This is a genomic window from Pseudomonas sp. NPDC087185, assembly GCF_044744955.1.
Taxonomy (GTDB): Bacteria; Pseudomonadota; Gammaproteobacteria; order Pseudomonadales; family Pseudomonadaceae; genus Aquipseudomonas.
In genome coordinates this window covers 132,567-148,642 of the sequence record NZ_JBIUZK010000003.1, presented here as the reverse complement: position 1 = coordinate 148,642, position 16,076 = coordinate 132,567, and the positions used below count along the sequence as shown (strand labels likewise).

The 16,076-nt window shown below is 60.4% G+C and carries 19 protein-coding genes; 6 read left to right on the top strand and 13 right to left on the bottom strand.

What is annotated here, in order from left to right; genetic code table 11:
- The first annotated feature begins 55 nt into the window (after window positions 1–55).
- Window positions 56–451 (top strand): DUF4440 domain-containing protein, encoded by a 396-nt coding sequence (locus ACIPIJ_RS10930; RefSeq protein ID WP_401076132.1) that lies wholly within the window; start codon window positions 56–58, stop codon window positions 449–451.
- On the opposite strand, the gene ACIPIJ_RS10925 is transcribed toward ACIPIJ_RS10930, so the two are convergent.
- A complete protein-coding gene (locus ACIPIJ_RS10925; RefSeq protein ID WP_401076129.1) occupies window positions 412–1,329 on the bottom strand; it encodes a LysR substrate-binding domain-containing protein in 918 nt (305 codons plus the stop codon). The genes ACIPIJ_RS10930 and ACIPIJ_RS10925 overlap by 40 nt on opposite strands.
- A 118-nt stretch (window positions 1,330–1,447) precedes the next feature.
- On the opposite strand from ACIPIJ_RS10925, the gene ACIPIJ_RS10920 reads away from it, so the two are divergent.
- The 3 genes from ACIPIJ_RS10920 (at window position 1,448) to rfaD (ending at window position 4,751) form a co-directional block, all read left to right on the top strand.
- A complete protein-coding gene (locus ACIPIJ_RS10920; protein ID WP_401076127.1) occupies window positions 1,448–2,446 on the top strand; it encodes a zinc-dependent alcohol dehydrogenase family protein in 999 nt (332 codons plus the stop codon).
- Between the two features lie 143 nt (window positions 2,447–2,589).
- Window positions 2,590–3,492, top strand: coding sequence for a class I SAM-dependent methyltransferase (locus ACIPIJ_RS10915; protein WP_401076124.1), 903 nt, complete (start codon window positions 2,590–2,592; stop codon window positions 3,490–3,492).
- A gap of 227 nt (window positions 3,493–3,719) precedes the next feature.
- Window positions 3,720–4,751, top strand: a complete 1,032-nt coding sequence (gene rfaD, locus ACIPIJ_RS10910; protein ID WP_401076121.1) for an ADP-glyceromanno-heptose 6-epimerase — start codon at window positions 3,720–3,722, stop codon at window positions 4,749–4,751.
- Window positions 4,752–5,031: 280 nt separating this feature from the next.
- On the opposite strand, the gene ACIPIJ_RS10905 is transcribed toward rfaD, so the two are convergent.
- Window positions 5,032–5,919 (bottom strand): MerR family transcriptional regulator, encoded by an 888-nt coding sequence (locus ACIPIJ_RS10905; RefSeq protein WP_401076118.1) that lies wholly within the window; start codon window positions 5,917–5,919, stop codon window positions 5,032–5,034.
- 153 nt (window positions 5,920–6,072) lie between these two features.
- Between ACIPIJ_RS10905 and ACIPIJ_RS10900 the strand changes: the two genes are divergently transcribed.
- Window positions 6,073–6,519 (top strand): PAS domain-containing protein, encoded by a 447-nt coding sequence (locus ACIPIJ_RS10900; RefSeq protein WP_401076115.1) that lies wholly within the window; start codon window positions 6,073–6,075, stop codon window positions 6,517–6,519.
- Window positions 6,520–6,669: 150 nt separating this feature from the next.
- On the opposite strand, the gene ACIPIJ_RS10895 is transcribed toward ACIPIJ_RS10900, so the two are convergent.
- The 6 genes from ACIPIJ_RS10895 to ACIPIJ_RS10870 all read right to left on the bottom strand — a co-directional run bounded on the left by ACIPIJ_RS10895 (window position 6,670) and on the right by ACIPIJ_RS10870 (window position 10,187).
- Window positions 6,670–6,852 carry a DUF2256 domain-containing protein gene (locus ACIPIJ_RS10895; protein WP_401076113.1) on the bottom strand — a complete coding sequence of 61 codons (183 nt, stop codon included), beginning with the start codon at window positions 6,850–6,852 and terminating at the stop codon, window positions 6,670–6,672.
- Window positions 6,849–8,375: a cryptochrome/photolyase family protein gene (locus tag ACIPIJ_RS10890; RefSeq protein ID WP_401076110.1), complete on the bottom strand. Its 1,527-nt coding sequence runs from the start codon at window positions 8,373–8,375 to the stop codon at window positions 6,849–6,851. The genes ACIPIJ_RS10895 and ACIPIJ_RS10890 overlap by 4 nt, the downstream gene beginning before the upstream one ends.
- An 8-nt stretch (window positions 8,376–8,383) precedes the next feature.
- Window positions 8,384–8,689 carry a DUF6482 family protein gene (locus ACIPIJ_RS10885; RefSeq protein WP_016486281.1) on the bottom strand — a complete coding sequence of 102 codons (306 nt, stop codon included), beginning with the start codon at window positions 8,687–8,689 and terminating at the stop codon, window positions 8,384–8,386.
- Window positions 8,686–9,222, bottom strand: coding sequence for a DUF3833 domain-containing protein (locus ACIPIJ_RS10880; protein WP_401077550.1), 537 nt, complete (start codon window positions 9,220–9,222; stop codon window positions 8,686–8,688). The genes ACIPIJ_RS10885 and ACIPIJ_RS10880 overlap by 4 nt, the downstream gene beginning before the upstream one ends.
- 2 nt (window positions 9,223–9,224) lie before the next feature.
- Window positions 9,225–9,761, bottom strand: a complete 537-nt coding sequence (locus ACIPIJ_RS10875; RefSeq protein WP_401077548.1) for a chalcone isomerase family protein — start codon at window positions 9,759–9,761, stop codon at window positions 9,225–9,227.
- A gap of 99 nt (window positions 9,762–9,860) precedes the next feature.
- Window positions 9,861–10,187, bottom strand: coding sequence for a hypothetical protein (locus ACIPIJ_RS10870; RefSeq protein WP_401076108.1), 327 nt, complete (start codon window positions 10,185–10,187; stop codon window positions 9,861–9,863).
- A gap of 255 nt (window positions 10,188–10,442) precedes the next feature.
- On the opposite strand from ACIPIJ_RS10870, the gene chrA reads away from it, so the two are divergent.
- Window positions 10,443–11,660 carry a chromate efflux transporter gene (gene chrA, locus ACIPIJ_RS10865; RefSeq protein WP_401076105.1) on the top strand — a complete coding sequence of 406 codons (1,218 nt, stop codon included), beginning with the start codon at window positions 10,443–10,445 and terminating at the stop codon, window positions 11,658–11,660.
- A 272-nt stretch (window positions 11,661–11,932) separates the two neighbouring features.
- Here chrA and ACIPIJ_RS10860 read toward each other — a convergent pair whose 3' ends face one another.
- Genes ACIPIJ_RS10860 through ACIPIJ_RS10840 form a run of 5 tightly spaced genes read right to left on the bottom strand, consistent with a single transcriptional unit; the run spans window position 11,933 to window position 16,070 of the window.
- Window positions 11,933–13,297, bottom strand: coding sequence for an ATP-binding protein (locus tag ACIPIJ_RS10860; protein ID WP_401076102.1), 1,365 nt, complete (start codon window positions 13,295–13,297; stop codon window positions 11,933–11,935).
- Window positions 13,294–13,956: a response regulator gene (locus ACIPIJ_RS10855; RefSeq protein WP_401076099.1), complete on the bottom strand. Its 663-nt coding sequence runs from the start codon at window positions 13,954–13,956 to the stop codon at window positions 13,294–13,296. The genes ACIPIJ_RS10860 and ACIPIJ_RS10855 overlap by 4 nt, the downstream gene beginning before the upstream one ends.
- Window positions 13,957–13,958: 2 nt before the next feature.
- Window positions 13,959–14,600, bottom strand: coding sequence for a tetratricopeptide repeat protein (locus tag ACIPIJ_RS10850; protein WP_401076097.1), 642 nt, complete (start codon window positions 14,598–14,600; stop codon window positions 13,959–13,961).
- Window positions 14,597–15,403 (bottom strand): SDR family oxidoreductase, encoded by an 807-nt coding sequence (locus ACIPIJ_RS10845; protein WP_401076094.1) that lies wholly within the window; start codon window positions 15,401–15,403, stop codon window positions 14,597–14,599. The genes ACIPIJ_RS10850 and ACIPIJ_RS10845 overlap by 4 nt, the downstream gene beginning before the upstream one ends.
- The gene (locus ACIPIJ_RS10840; RefSeq protein WP_401076091.1) at window positions 15,390–16,070 is read right to left on the bottom strand and encodes a TenA family transcriptional regulator; all 681 of its coding nucleotides are present in this window, start codon (window positions 16,068–16,070) and stop codon (window positions 15,390–15,392) included. Before ACIPIJ_RS10840 ends, ACIPIJ_RS10845 begins: the two co-directional genes overlap by 14 nt.
- Window positions 16,071–16,076 lie beyond the last annotated feature (6 nt).

The window sequence follows — 16,076 nt, the reverse complement described above, 5'->3', positions numbered from 1 at the left end:
CAGCTACGCAGGCTATCACGCGATGCTCGGGCCAAATGCCACAAAAAGGAATGCCATGAATCCCTATCTAGAAGAAGTCGTCGAGCTGCATGTGTTGATCGAGGCGTTGTTCGCCAGAGGCGAGGGCACCGTTGCTGCGATGGTTGAACGGTTTCATCCCGATTTCTCGATGGTGACGCCCACCGGCATTCAGGTGGGCCTGACGGAAGTGGGAACACTGTTCACTCAACGATCGGGGGCGCAGCCAGGGTTGAAAATCGAGCTTGCCGAGCTGGAAACGCTCGCCCAGTGGCCAGAGGGGGCATTGGTGCGTTATCACGAAATACATCGAACTCCGGGCCAGGCTGCAAAGACGCGCATTTCGACTGCATTGTTCAGCCATCTGGATGACCGCGTTGTATGGCGCCATCTTCACGAAACCTGGGCTGCCGACTTGGCCAATCGTTCATGAATAAACTCGACGGCTGCTCGAATCTTGGGGATCGCGTACCGGGCCTGCAGGTAGAGCATGTAGATGCCGATCTGATCGCTTCGTGAAATGGAAAGAGGCTGCTCAAGCGTCACGGCTACCAACTCACCCCGTTCCAGGTACTGCCGCAGGCTCCATTCCGGTAGCAGCACCATCCCGCGATGCCGGCAGGCAAGCATGAGAAGGCTGGCGCCGTCATTACTGATAAACGCCGGCTTTACATCGGGGCTTATCCAGTTTTTGCCATCGAAACCAAGCCACTTGAGCACGTTGCTCGGGCCGCGGTACAAGAGCGCCGAATGGCCGGTCAAATCAGTCAGTGATCTTGGGGTTCCATGGTTCGCCAGATAGAGGGGGGATGCAGCCAGGATGAACCGATTCGGATCGAGCCGACGCGCTACAACGCGGTTTTCAGGCTGGGCACCGCCACGGATGGTGATATCGAACTGATCACCGCCCAGGTCGACCAATTCGTCGCTCAAGTGCACATCGAGGAGGATGTCCGGGTATTGCTCGCTGAAGGCTTGCATCACTGGCATCAGCATTATCCGGCCGTAACCTGCCATGCAGCTGATCCGAAGCGTGCCGCTTGGTTTGTTGCCACGGGCCGTCAAAAGCGCTTCCGCAGCGTTAAGCTGAGCCATGCCGACTCGAACCTGTTGCAGGTACAGTTCACCTGCTTCGGTGAGCCTGACCGTTCGGGTGGTTCTATGGAGCAGCTGCGCCCCAAGTGACGCCTCGAGCTCGGACACCCGCCTGGAAATGGACGAGGCGGGCACGTCAAAAGCTTTCGCCGCCTCGGTAAAACTCAGCGTCTCGGCGACCTTGAGGAAGTAATTCAGGGCACGCAGTTTGTCCATCGAATAGTCCTCGCGACCACTATTGCCATAAAGACAAAACATTTTACCTATTACGATGATTTCTGGTTTCAGGATTTCTTCTTAGCCTTTACCCACCATGAATGCGAGGAACTGACCCATGCAAACCAAGCTACAGGCCCGATACGATCATCGTGGGGCTGTCCCAGAAGCCGTGATTGAAGCTGTACCGTTCGAGGTCCCTGCACTCCAGCCGGGGCAGGTCCTGATCGAAGTGATGGCAGCGCCCATCAATCCCAGCGATGTGCTCACGCTCACGGGCCAGTACGGTTCGTTGCCGCCACTGCCTGCTGTCGGGGGCAATGAAGGTGTCGGCCGTGTAATTGCACTGGGGCCGGATACCAACAGCATCGCGGTCGGCCAGGTGGTGCTTTTGCCCGTGGGCTCGGGCACCTGGACCACGCACATGGTCGCCGAGGCTGCGCGGCTGATCTCGTTACCAGATGTCGCCGATTACGCCCAGCTTTCAATGCTCGCCGTCAATCCGCCGACCGCTGCGCTGTTGTTGAGTGATTTCGTGCAGCTGCAGGCAGGCGACTGGATCATCCAGAACGCCGCAAACTCAGCTGTCGGCAGCTATGTGATCCAGCTAGCGGCATTGCGCGGGATCCGTACCATCAACGTGGTACGGCGCGAGTCCGCAGTGGCTGGCGTCGCCACGCTGGGGGGTGAGGTTGTGCTGGTTGACGGCGATGACCTGGCCGCCCGGGTCAAAGCGGCGACCGAAGGCGCTCCCATCAAACTGGCGATAGATGCCGTGGGTGGAGCCTCAACCCGGCGCCTGGCGTCGACGCTGGCTGAAAGCGCCATGGTGGTGACGTACGGCGCGTTGAGTGGGGCGCCGTCCGAACTTTCCGCGAGAGACCTGGTGTTCAATGACATCACCGCCAAAGGGTTCTGGCTCGCTCGCTGGTTCCGCACCACCAGCCCAGCCAGACAGCTCAAGCTGTTTGCAGAGTTGGCAGGCTTGGTAGCCGAAGGGAAACTCAGTGCTCCCATCGAGGCCACTTACGATCTCTCGCGTATCAAAGATGCTGTTGCAGCCGCTGCAAAAGGCGAGCGGGGCGGCAAGATTCTGCTCGTGCCGAATCATTCCTGAAGGCATCAGCAAACACCGGAACGCAGGGCAGGGGGCTGGTATTCGAAAAGGGTATCGCTGCTGACCGGTGTTTTGCCGTACTCCGGGCGCGAAATGAGCTATGCCTAAATCGTTAGTCCCAATGTGCAATGCGGAGGTCAACGATGAAAAGCCTTCCAGAAGAGCTCGACGCCTATCAGTACGAAATCCAGCAGGACAATCACTTTCATGCAATCAGCTGCATGACAGAACTGCTCACAGAGTGCAGGCAAGGATTGCCCGATTCGCTGTGGCAGGCCCTCATAGTGGCCAATTGCCGACAGCATCCGATTTTCCAGACGTTGCAAGAGGATCCCTACACGCGGCGTGCTTTCGAAAAGCCTCGTGGGTACGCCGGCGATGCCGAGATGCTCGACTATGCCTATTACCTCTGCGCACCCTCAGGCACGACACAACTCGGAAAGCAGATTTTCGACGTCGTGACGGGAAGCCCTAATGCGCTTAGCGTGCGCTGGCGTCGCGAGCACATTGCGAAGCTCATGGACGAACTGGCGGATGACAGGCCTTCACTGGATGTTCTCAGCGTCGCATGCGGGCATTGCAGGGAGTTGGAGTTACTGGCGCCGTCCACGCGCAGCAAGATAAAGCGCTACGTAGCGCTGGACCACGATGAAAGAACATTGCAGCAGGCAAGTGCTGTAAACGAAGCGCTGGCTTTGACCTCATGGCAATGCAACGTCAAAAGCCTGCCGGCTAAGGACGAGCATACCGGGTTCGACTTTATCTACAGCATGGGCATCTACGATTACCTGCAAAGCTACCAAGCCGAAACGCTGACTCAATGGCTTTGGGCGAAACTCAAGCCTGGTGGGGAACTGTTGATCGCAAATTTCACCCCTGACAACTGGGGGCGTGGATACATGGAGGCCTTTATGGACTGGAACCTGACTTTGCGCACCCGTGAGCAGATGAGGCGCCTGATCCCATCCGACTCGACGAACCATTCCTGCCTGTACTTTGATCCGTATCGGAACATCAGCTTCATACGTGCACACAAGCCAGTGTAATCGCCGAAGCGAAGGTGGTGACGTTTGTAGGCTTGGGAGCTATGGGTGAGTGCTAACGTAATACGTGATTTAACATAATATGCATTATGCGAATATTCGTATTTCAGCGCAGGGCCGTGGGTGGTCAGATTCGAAGGCAGCCCAAGGCCTTTCCTTGACCCAGGTTAACGTTGCCCCAGGTTCCCAGATTTAAAATGCGGTCTCCGCACCCTCACGGGGAATCTGGCATGACCATCATCGTAACCGGCGCCGCGGGATTTATCGGTAGCAACCTCGTTCAGGCGCTCAACCAACGCAACGAGACTGAGATCATCGCCGTCGACGACTTGAGCGACGGCGACAAATTCCGCAACCTGGCCGACAGCGACATTGCCGACTACCTGGACAAGGACGACTTTCTCGATCGCTTCAGCCGTGGCCAGTTTGGCAAGGTGCGCGCCGTGCTGCACCAAGGCGCGTGTTCAAGCACCGTCGAAGCTGACGGCCGTTACATGATGGATAACAACTACCGGTACAGCCGTGAATTGCTGCGGGCTGCACAGGACCAGCAGATACCACTGTTATATGCTTCATCGGCGGCCGTCTACGGCGCCGGCCAGGATTTTCGAGAACAACGCGATTGTGAGCGCCCGCTGAATGTTTATGGCTATTCCAAGTTCCTGTTCGATCAACAGGTGCGCCGGCAGTTGCCGGTTGCACGCAGCCAGGTCGTTGGTTTGCGCTATTTCAATGTCTACGGGCCCCACGAACAGCACAAAGGCGCGATGGCGTCCGTGGCCCTGCACTGCTTCAACCAGTATCAGGCCCATGGCAAAGTCTGCCTGTTTGGTCGCTATGGCGATTACCCAAGCGGTGGCCATCTGCGTGATTTCGTTTCGGTGCATGATGTGCTCGAGGTCAATATGTTCTTCCTTGATCGCCCACATCTGAGCGGCATTTTCAACGTCGGCAGCGGCCGCGCCCAACCGTTCAATGACGTTGCGCTGGCAGTCATCAATCGACTGCGTGAGCAGCAAGATCAAACCCCGATGTCTCTGGATATGGCTCTGCGTGAAGGCGTCCTGGAGTACAGCGAATTTCCTGAACATTTGCGTGGCAAATACCAGTGCTACACCTGTGCCGACCTAGGGCGTTTGAGCGCTGCAGGATACAAGGCACACACATTGACAGTAGAGCAAGGCGTGGCCCACTACTGCGACTGGTTGCAAGGTGTCGAAAGCCCGCCGCCCGCTCCTTTCAAACCAACGGCCTTCGCTTGACAGTGCACATCCATGCGCCAAGCCGGTGCTTGAATTTACCAATTTGGCGTATTTTCGCCGATCTTCTACGATAACTACGCTAAATAGTCATTTAGTCGAGTTATAAACGATTCTTTCCCCTGCTGCACTCATGCTCCCACCTCAATCTTTGGCAGCTAACTTGAGTGAGGATCAGTCACTGCAAATCGCGTCGATAGCCAGGTCGCTGTACATCTTTGCGGTAGCTGTATACACCTCCGCTTTCCAGCCAAGCGTAAGTGTCTACGAAACCAGAGGCGATTCAAACGTCAAGAGCACCGCGGTGCAAGGCGTTCAGCATGCGCGCGGCGTCAGCGCCTCCCTCGTCCAGCAGGCATAGCGGGATTCCGTTCAAGGCGGGTTGCGAATCGGCCAGCCCCTCGCCTATCAAGGCCAGCGGGCACACAATTTCCATCTGCAACGACCGCAAGCGCTTGGCCAAGTTGGGGCTCACCGGCGCCTGGACTTTTATCACCAGTGCCGCAGGCTGCATGGCCGCACACACGATGGGGAGTTCTTCAAGTGGCTGACCGCAGCCGAGCACGTCGATACGCTGTAGCTCACTGCTCAGCAGTAGCCCGGCGCACAACACACTGAGTTCGGCTTGCCCCTCGCTTCCGGCTAGCAGAACCTGCGGCGCATCGACCTGGTTCACCTGCAGACGCAGCAGCAAGCGGGCGCGCAAGAACGTGTCGAGAAATAACCATTGGCTACGTTGGCCTGGCGCTGTGCCTGAAGCCAGGTCATGCCAAACCGGCATCAGCACTTCACGCAGCACGGTGGCCTTGGGCAAGAGTGTGAACAACTGACCATGGATCCCTTCCAGTGCCGGCCCATCGAATGCCTTGGTTGCGCGCGCCACGGCCGCGCGCCAATCGTCAAAGGCCGATTGTTGCTGCACAGACGCCTCAGGCTGGGACGCGAGCAGATCGCCGACTTTGCTGACGGACAGGCCGTTTGCCGTCCAGCGCAAGATGTCGCGTATGCGCTGGACATCCCGCGCCGTGTACAGGCGATGGCCGCCCTCGGTGCGCTGCGGACGTATCAACCCATGGCGCCGCTCCCAGGCACGCAAGGTCACCGGATTGATGCCGGTCAAGCTGACAACATCGCGCATAGGTAGCAAATCGGGTGGGGTAGCGTCAGTCATTACGAAGGAATATCCGAGTGATAGAGCATTCTAAACCCATATGCAGCTTCTGCGGCGAGCCTCCTTCGTTCATCATGCAACAAACGGCGCCGAAACCTTCTGCACAGAAGCTACGCTGCGCATATCGCATACGAAACGCTGTAGGTGGGCCCTATGATCAACGCGAAACTCCTGCAACTGATGGTCGAGCATTCGAACGATGGCATCGTCGTCGCCGAGCAGGAAGGCAATGACAGCATCCTTATCTACGTCAACCCCGCCTTCGAGCGCCTGACCGGCTACTGCGCCGACGATATCCTCTATCAGGACTGTCGTTTTCTTCAGGGCGAGGCTAATGACCAGGAGGGCCTGGCAAAGATCCGCGAGGCGATCCGCGAAGGCCGCCCCTGCCGCCAGGTGCTGCGCAACTACCGCAAGGACGGGAGCCTGTTCTGGAATGAGTTGTCCATCACGCCCGTGTACAACGAAGCGGACCAGCTGACGTACTACATCGGTATTCAGCGCGACGTCACTGCGCAGATATTCGCCGAGGAGAAGGTACGCGAGCTGGAGACTGAAGTGGCTGAATTGCGCTCGCAACTGGGACAGACCGAGCAATGACCAAAACCTATACAAGATCGTCTTCCTGTATAGATTAATGTTTCGAGGAGCGCACGATCGGCGTCGCGCACCTGCTGTGGGCAGCGCCACTGGCACGGCGCGCCCCTTTGCCTGACGGTGCATGATGCCCGTGCGCTGCAAACCGGCCTGCTACTGATGCCGATCTGGGCCTTGGCCCTGCCACTGCTGGCGCGCCTCGCGGCGCGGCGCTGACCTGCGGCACCGCTCGGAGCAGTAGCGCACCTGCTCCCAACAGCGAGCCCAGCGCTTACGCCAGTTGAACGGCCGACCACACACCACGCAGACCTTGCTGGGCAAAAGGCTCTTTTTCATAGCGCCTGCTGCGCATCGAGCTGCGCCAACAATGCCTGGCCACGCTGCCACACGGCGTCGCGCCGGCTAGCCGTCATGCCATCGAGGCTGCGATAGACCAGAGCCAAACGCGGGTTCGTCGACAGCAGGGGGCGATGGCGGATGAGAAAATGCCAGTACAGGGCATTGAATGGGCAGCCATCGTCCTCGATCACATGATCGACCTTGTAACTGCAAGCCTTGCAATGATCGGACATGCGCTGGATGTAACGACCACTGGCGCAGTACGGCTTGGACCCCAGGTAGCCGCCGTCGGCGTGCATCACCATGCCAAGCGTGTTGGGCAGCTCGACCCAGTCGAAGGCATCCATATAGACCGCCAGGTACCACTCGCAAATCGCGGTGGGCACGATACCGGCCAGCAACGCGAAGTTGCCCGTCACCATCAGCCGCTGGATATGGTGCGCGTAGCCCAACCGCAGGGTCTGCCCGATGGCTTGCTCCATGCAGCGCATGCGGGTGCGCCCGGTCCAATAGAATTCAGGTAACGCTCGGTCGTTGCCCAGGTGATTGAGCCCGGCATACTCCGGCATGCGCAGCCAGTAGATACCGCGCACATACTCGCGCCAGCCGATCAACTGGCGAATAAAGCCTTCAGCAGCATTGAGCGGCACCCGCCCCTCGCGCCAGGCCTTGTCGACCTCCTCACACAGACATCGCACATCCAGAAGCCCGATATTGAGCGCCGCACTGATGCGCGCATGGAACAGATACGGCTCGCCCTCGGCCATCGCGTCCTGGTAGTCGCCGAAAGCCGCCAGGCCAAAATCCAGAAAATGCTGCCACAGCTGCTGTGCCTCGGCATGGGTCACGGGGTAGTCGAAGCCGTCGATGTCCCCGTAGTGGTCGCTGAAGCGCCGACGTACCAGGGCGACCACCGCTGCCGTGATCCCGTCCTGCGTGAAATGCGCAGCGAACGGCCCACGCAACTGGCGAGGTAATGACTTGCGGTTGTCACCATCAAAATTCCAGGCCCCACCTGCCGGACTGCCGTCCGGCTCCATAAGCAGACCGGTTCGCTTTCGCATGCCACGGTAGAAGTGCTCCATACGCAGCTGGCGACGCTCATGGGTCCAGCGCGCGAAGGCTTCGCGGGAGCACAGAAAACGTGTGTCGCGATGCCACACGAGGGGCAATGCGGCATCTCGCAAAGCCTGTTCCAGGCGCCACTCCCCGCACTCGGTGAGGTGAATGTGCGTGGCGCCCAGAGCGTGTTGCCAGCGATGCAACTCGCCAACGATGCTGCCGCTGTTGCCGTCAGCATCGAGCTCGACATAATGCACCTGCCAACCCCGCTCACGCAGGGCCTGGGCAAAGTGCCGCATGGCGCTGAAGATGAGAGCGATCTTGAGCGGATGATGCGGCACGTAGCGGGCCTCACCCTCCACTTCCGCCATCAGAACAGCGTCGCGGGCGGGGTCAAGGGCAGTCAGGCTCGCCAGGTCGAACGACAGCTGGTCACCCAGCACAAGGCCCAGGCGCATCGCTCAGGCTACCACTGGCTGGTGAGCGTTACGGGCACGCGCAGCGGCGCAATGGGGCCGTCACGTTGCCCGCACATCTCATCATGCACCACCTGCTGTACCAGCATGCAGGGCACGGGTGGCAGGTCAGCCAACAGCTGCCGCAGCTCGGTAGTGGAGCGCACGCGAACGGGCTGCCCATGGGCATCGCTCAATGTCACGGGGCCGGCGTCGGTCAAGGCGCGCAGGAGGTAGAAGCCACCCTCCAGCGACAGCAGTTCAAGTTCCTTTGCTTCGCCGGTCGAGACCAGCTGGGTAAGCGCGATCAGGTTCATGGTGTGCCCTCTGGCAGGCGGCGGAAGAACAGGGTGACCTGGCCGATCTCAACGCCTAGCTTGCTCATGCTCGAACGGTTGATCAGGGTGTCGTCATCCATGAGGTACATCCAGTCGTCCAGGTCTACCTGCCAGTGCCGCCCGTCAACCGGCAGGTCCAGCTGGTAACGCCATCGCAGCGCGTTACCCGCCACTTCGCCGCGCGCCTCGCCGATCACGTCCCCCGCGGTACCGCGCCAGCGGCCAGGGCCGTCCGGCACCAGAGTCCAGGTGCGCTGCTGGCGAGTGCCATCGCTGTAGAGAAAATGTTCGTCGAGGATCAACCGCTCACCTTCGCGGCGGCTGTCGATACGCACGTGGAAGCGCTTGACCACTTCCCCTGAACGCTTCTGGAACATCCCCCAGGCCTGCACCGGTCGCGAGAAAAAAGCAGCCAGGTCCAGTTTCGGTTGCTCCTGGGCATAGTGCTCGACACCGACATTGCCACAGCTGCCCAGAAGCAGGCAGGAAACCAGCAACAACACTCTGTACATGTTCATGTTCCTCGGTCGTTGCCCGCCAGCCCAAGCAGGCGCTGACGCAGTTGTGTATCCCTGGCTCGGGGGGCGAGCCAGATGGCAAAGAACGCCTTGGCAAAGACCGGGTCGGCGATTTCGCGGCTGAGGTTACCGTCGACGTAAAAGCGGCAGCCCTGCCCTGGCAGGTACAAGCCAGTAATGCGCATGCCGGGGCGCACGTCCACGAATGCCTGTTCAATCGCCTGGGTCCACGTCGTGCGTTGTTGCGGCGTTATGCTGCCGGCGTTGAGGCGGCGCATTTCCTCAAGGCTGGCCTGTACCAAAGTGTCCCTGGACAACGAACGGTGGTAGAGGAGCTCAAGGGCGAAAGGCTGGTTCCAGTCATGAACTGGCCCTGCTGTCCATAATTGGGCTGTGTAGAGACGCAGGCCAAACCAGGTGAACTCACCACTCCCCAGCCGTTGCGCCCCAGGCAGCTCCGCTCGCCAGTCCGCCACCGCCGAAAAGGCAGCCAGTAGCAGACAAAGGCAAGTCCAACGGGCACAGAGCGCCATACTGACCTCGAGCACGCCTAAATACTGTACAACAATAGCATTTTGTACAGATATTGTATCGTCCTTGCATAGATTTTAATGCGCAGCGTCAGACCTCGGTCACGTCACCAGCGATATCACCTGGTCCGCAATATTGAGAGGTACGAATGCCACGGTCAGCAGCGCATAGGCCTTGCGCGAGCTGGCTGCAAACACACACAGCGTGATCATGATCATGATCACGTCAAAGGCGCCCCATAGCGCCATGGGCGAAACGCCGAACAACAGCATGTTGACGATGAACCCCAGCAGGTAATAGCCCGAGAGGAACAGCAGCGCGTAGCGGCCATCCTGCTCGAAGTACACGCAAAGGCCTTCGCGCTCGTCCTCGCTGCGGCTGGGCAATATCAGCGCCGAGGAAACGAACAGCGCAAGTGCCAGCAGCACCAACAGCAAAAAATCCTGGAACGAGAAGGTCGCCCTTGCTCATGGTGCCTCCTGCTGACCAAGACTCTGGACAGCGTAGGCGGCGAACCGCAAACTTTGCACAAATGCGTACGGGTTCTGGGGGCTTGTCGCAGGATTTTCAGTGCCTGTGAAACCGAGCGCCGCGCGGGCGGCGCTCGGTCTACTCGCCACAACAAGCTTCAAGGCTGGCTGTTTCCCAGCAAACTGCAGCGTCACTAAGCAAAGGAGCCTGCCTTGTCAGAACGCACTCACTGCGGCGTGAAGCCCAGCGACTCTGCCTGGTCGGTGTTTCTGGTGTTCTTGCGCCTGGGGTTGACGTCTTTCGGTGGCCCCATTGCGCACCTGGGTTACTTTCGCGAAGCATTTGTAGCGCGCCGCCAATGGCTCAGTGAGCGCAGTTATGCCGAGCTGGTCGCCGTGTGCCAACTGCTTCCCGGCCCCGCCAGTAGCCAGGTTGGCATCGCTCTGGGCCTGTCACGGGCAGGGTTGCCGGGCGCTGTCGCTGCGTGGGCAGGGTTCACATTGCCATCGGCCCTCCTGCTGACGCTTTGTGCCCAGGGCCTGGGTGCATGGGGAGGTGGCGCCCCAGGTGGACTGTTGCACGGCCTGAAAATCGTCGCAGTCGCCGTGGTGGCCCAGGCGGTGTGGGGCATGGCACGTAGCCTTTGCACCGATGTTGCGCGGGTAACCATCGCCCTGTTCGCTGCCTGTACCGCGCTGCTGTGGCCCAACGCAATCGGGCAGATAGCCGTGATCACAGGCTCGGCCATTACAGGCTTGATCCTGCTCAAGCCTTCGGGCTCGCCGGCAGGGGAAGAGCTGCCGTTTTCACTCAGCCGAAAGGCCGGGCTGGCTGCGCTGGTGCTGTTCTTTGCCTTGTTGGTCGGCTTGCCGCTATTGACCCGTGTCTGGCCCTCGCAAGCACTGGCAATGATCAACGCCTTTTATAGCGCAGGCTCGCTGGTATTCGGCGGTGGCCATGTCGTACTACCGTTGCTGGAGTCGGCCACAGTGGCCAATGGCTGGGTCGCAAATGACACCTTTCTCGCAGGTTATGGCCTGGCGCAGGCCATACCGGGCCCACTCTTCACGTTTGCAGCCTTCCTGGGCGCATCCATGAGCGTGCAGCCGTCCGGCTGGGTGGGCGCGACCATTGGCATTCTCGCCATTTTCACCCCCTCCTTCCTGTTGGTGATCGGTGTATTGCCCTTCTGGGAAACACTGCGGCGCAGCGCCCGCAGCCAGTCAGCGCTTGCCGGTGTAAACGCCGGCGTGGTTGGGCTTCTGCTGGCTGCCTTGTACCAACCGGTGTGGACGAGCGCCATAGCCAAGCCAGCAGACTTTGCATGGGCGCTGATCGCCTTGATGGCCCTGATGTTGTGGAAGTGGCCTGCTTGGTTGGTTGTCCTGGGCTGCGGCGTGGTCGGTTGGCTGCTGAGCAGCACCTTCTAGTCGCGCTACGAAGACAACCAAGCTTGAGGGCTCATTCGCCCTGGGCTTGGAACTGGAAATAGGGTAACGGCTTGCCAGCGGCCGCGAGCATCAGCCAAGCCAGCAGAGGTGTGAGGTCTCTTGTTACAAGGGAAGTATTCGCTGCCCATCGGCGCTGAAGGCAAACCGGGGCAACGCACACCAGCACGTTGTCAGCCCAAGCTTAACGAAGCCTGAAGTGCCGATACGTGATGGGAAACAGGTGAGACCGTGCAGTGATTTGCTCGGGCAGCTCACTGCACGGGAAGCGACACGATGGCAGCCAGCCCACCAGTGGCCCTGTTTTCCAGGCGCACCTGCCCACCCAGCCGCTCGACAATGGTGGCCACGATGGATAACCCCAGCCCTGCGCCATTGGGGCTATTGCGGCTATAGAAGCGCTCGAATACCCGCACAAGATTCGCCTCGTCTATCCCTGGCCCTTCATCTTCGACAACCAGTTCGAAGCGAGTGGCCAGGCGCCTGAGTGATACCGTGATGCGCCCGCCAGGCGGTGAATGCTCCACCGCATTGGAAACCAGGTTTTGCAAGGCGATGCCCAGCGCTCCGGCATCGATCATCAGGCCATGGTCGCCTTCGCTCAGCTCCAGCGAGGGCTCCAGGCCACGATCCAGTATCCAGGGCGTGAGATCCGCCAGCACATCGGTGACCACTTCGCCCAGGTCGACACGGGTGGTGGCGCGCTGACCAATGCGCGGCTCGACACGGGCGAGGGTCAGCAACTGGTTGACCACCCGGGTCAGACGGTCCACGCCGCCAATCAGAAAGCCCAGGGCTTTCTGGCGCTCGGCATCGGTACTGGCGGCTTGTGCGTTTTGCGCATGCAGGCGCAGGATCGCCAGCGGCGTGCGCATCTCATGGGCGGCGTCGGCAATGAACCGATGCTCGCGCCGCAGCAGGTCATCGATCTGCGCAAGCAGGCGATTGATGGCCGCCTGCATGGGCTCAAGCTCGGTCGGCAACGGCACCAATTGCAACGGCTCAAGGGAGTCGGCATGGCGCGCACGAATCACATCGGCCATGTTCTGCAACGGTCGCAACCCCCAGCCGATGGCCGCCCAAACCAACAGCGCCAGGCCCAGGCTGCCGAGCAGGAACGGGAACAGGGTATGGCGTACGATGCGGTCGATCAGGTCGTAACGCACATCGTCGCGCTCACCCACCCAGATTACCCACTGTTTTTCGGGCACCGGTAATACAAAGCCGCGCCACTGTTCGCCACCACTGGCAAAATCGTAGAAGCCCGCCGCCGTGGGCGGTGCGTCGAGCGTCGGTGCACTGGGGGTGTGCACCAGCATCCGTGCTCCCTCCCCCCACACCTGGAACGCCAGCTTGCTCTCATAGGGGTGGCCCACACGGTGGCGCCCTGCCTTGCCCAATGCCTCGTTGAATGCCTGATACAGCTTTTCACGGTTGCCATCCTGCACCGGCAGGTTCATCACTCCCTGCAACAGCCGGGCGTTCTGAGCCATGTGAGCATCGTAGACTTCGTTGATCTCGCGTCGGCTGTCGTGATAGTTGTACAACGCCAACAAGCCGGTGCCGAGCAGCATCAGCAGCATCACCCGCCACAGCGTGCGCTGGCGCAACGAGCTCACAGCTTGGCCTCGACCAAATAACCGATACCGCGCACCGTGCGGATCAGGCCGTTGAACAGTTTCTTGCGCAGGTGATAGATGTTCACTTCCAGCGTGTTGCTCTCAGGCTCCTCGTCCCAGCCATACAGCAGTTGGGTCAGTCGCTCACGGGTGAACACCTTGCCCGGTTGCGCGAGCAACTCGTGCAGCAGACGATACTCTTTGGGCGTCAGTATCACCGGCACACCGTTGTAGTGCACCTGCTGCGTGGCAGGGTCCAGGCTTACACCTGCGTGCTCGATGAGCACCTTGGCCCGCCCGGCGCTGCGCCTGAGCAAGGCGCGTAGGCGGGCCTTGAGCTCGTTGAGGTCGAAGGGCTTGACCAGGTAGTCGTCCGCACCGGCATCCAGGCCAGAGATACGGTCCTCGGTAGCATCGCGCGCGGTGAGGATCAGCACCGGCAGGCTGTTGCCCCCTGCCCTCACCCGTCGCAGCAGCTCGATGCCGCCCAGCCGCGGCAGCCCGAGGTCGAGTATCACCAGGTCGAACACCTCGTGTTGCAGGGCATGCAGCCCGCTCAGGCCATCGCGCAACCAGTCGAGGGTGTAGCCCTCTTGGCGCAACCCGTCACAGATCCCCTCGCCCAAGGCGGTATCATCCTCAACCAGCAGCAGCCGCATGTTCAGTCCTGTTTGTCCTTGATGGCCTTGAGTAAAACATCGATATCGCCACGCCGGCCCTGGTCGGCCAGCTCGCGGCCTGGCCGTGGTGACGCCTGGCGTGCTTTTTCCAGGGCGGCAGTGGCTTCAGCGTAGCGTTTTTGCCGGAACAGATGATCGGCCCAGAAGTAATTGCTGTCGATTCCATTGGGGTTTATTTGCAGCGCCTTGCGCAACAAGGTGTCAGCCTTGTCGCTGTCACCGAACCCGATGGGCCAGCCCGGCACCTGGTCGTACAAGGTGCCTAGGCTGGTATAAGCCGAGCCCTGCAGGGCATTGGGGTCGAGTTTCATCGCCTGTTCGAGGCTGGCCTTGGCCGACTTGACCTTGCCCAGCGCCCCCAGGCCGCCGGTGGCACCCGCCCAACTGCTGTTGATGATGCCTTCCCAGATCAAGGGTTCGGCCGAGCCCGGGTGCTGATGAACCAGCGTGGAGGCGTCGATTGCCAGTTTCTCGAACGCCTCGGCGCGCTTGTCTTTAGGTGTCTGGTACTGGATCTGCGCCCAGCGCTGCTGCAAGTTAGCCAATTGTTGGCTGCCGGCCTGGTCCAGCGCCCAGGTGTGCGGTGCAAACGCCAGCAGGCTAGCGATGAACAGACGTTTCATTTGATCGACTCCTTGGAATGGCTAGCGAGGTAACGACGGATCATCGGCAGTTGCTTGCGCAGTGCACGGTCGACCACGCCGGGCAACATACCGTTGATACGCACGAAGAGCTTTTCCGGCCAGCCCAGGTAAAGCTCGCTGCGTTCTGACTGCACGGCCTTGAGCACAGCGCGGGCAACATCTGCCGGGTCATCCATGCCGACTTTCAGCGCCTTGTTGAGCGCCGTGGCAGCGGTGCTGTTCATCGCGGTGCGGGTTGCCCGGGGGGCGGCGTACATGACATTCACCGAGGTATCGGCCAGCTCGCGGCGCAGCGCCTCCGAGAAACCACGTAGGGCAAACTTGCTGGCGCAGTAGGTGGCATAGCCGGGGTAGCCGATCGAGCCGTAGGTGGAACCGACGTTGACCAATAGTGCCCTGGGTTGTGCGCGCAGCAGCGGTAGGCACACACGCGTCAGTTGCAGGGCGGCTTTGAGGTTGATGTCCAGTAGCTCGTCCAGCGCCTGTTCGTCGATCTGGTCGAACAGGGCAAAACGGTTCACGCCCGCGGCATTGATCAGGACGTTGACCCCGCCCATCTCCCTGGCACGGGCAAGCACCTGCTCACGTCCGTGATAGCTGCGCAGATCGGCCGACTGCCAGAGCAGCCTGTCGTGATAATGGTTCATCAAACTGGCGAGGTTGCCTATCTGCCGGCTCACCGCCAGTACCCGGGCGCCCGCTGCGCACAGCTGTTCTGCCAGTTCCAGGCCGATGCCTCCGCTGGCACCGGTGAGTATCACCACACACTCAGGCAAGCGCATGACGCACCTCGTGCAGGCCCGCACGCGGCAGCCCCTGGAACATGTCGGTATACAGGCGATAAACCACTTTGGCCGCATGGATCACAGCCCGCTGGTCGTCAGCATCTTCAAGGCGGTCCATCAATTGCCGGTATGTGACCATGTGGTCCTGATCCAGCGCGCCATGAGAGCTGAGGTAGCTGAAGGCGCTATCGGGCAACGCCAGCGTGCTCTGGATCGCGCCTGCGGCCTGGGTAGCCAGGGCAATGCTGGTACCTTCGAGCACGTTGACCATGCCAAACAGCCCAACCGGGTTGCCACGGGCGATCATGTCGTAAAGGTAGGCGATCATCAGCTCGATGGGCAGCGCCGGCCGACCGTCACGGGCCGCTTCCCAGTCGCCACCGCAGGCATTGATGTCATTGAGGACCCACTGTTCGTGGCCGTACTCCTCCTCGATGTATTCGCACACGGCGCCGCGCAGCCATTCCAGGCGCGAAGGCAGGCGCGCCCCGCACGCCATCATCAGCGGCACGGTATGGCGTACATGGTGGTATGCCTGGGTCAGGAAGGCCACATAGCTGTCGAGGCTGACGTGCCCCGCCAACGCATCGCGTATGACCGGCACGGCGAACAGGGCCTGACGCTCCTGGCTAGTATGCATTTGCAGGGTATCGAAAAAGGACATGGCAGA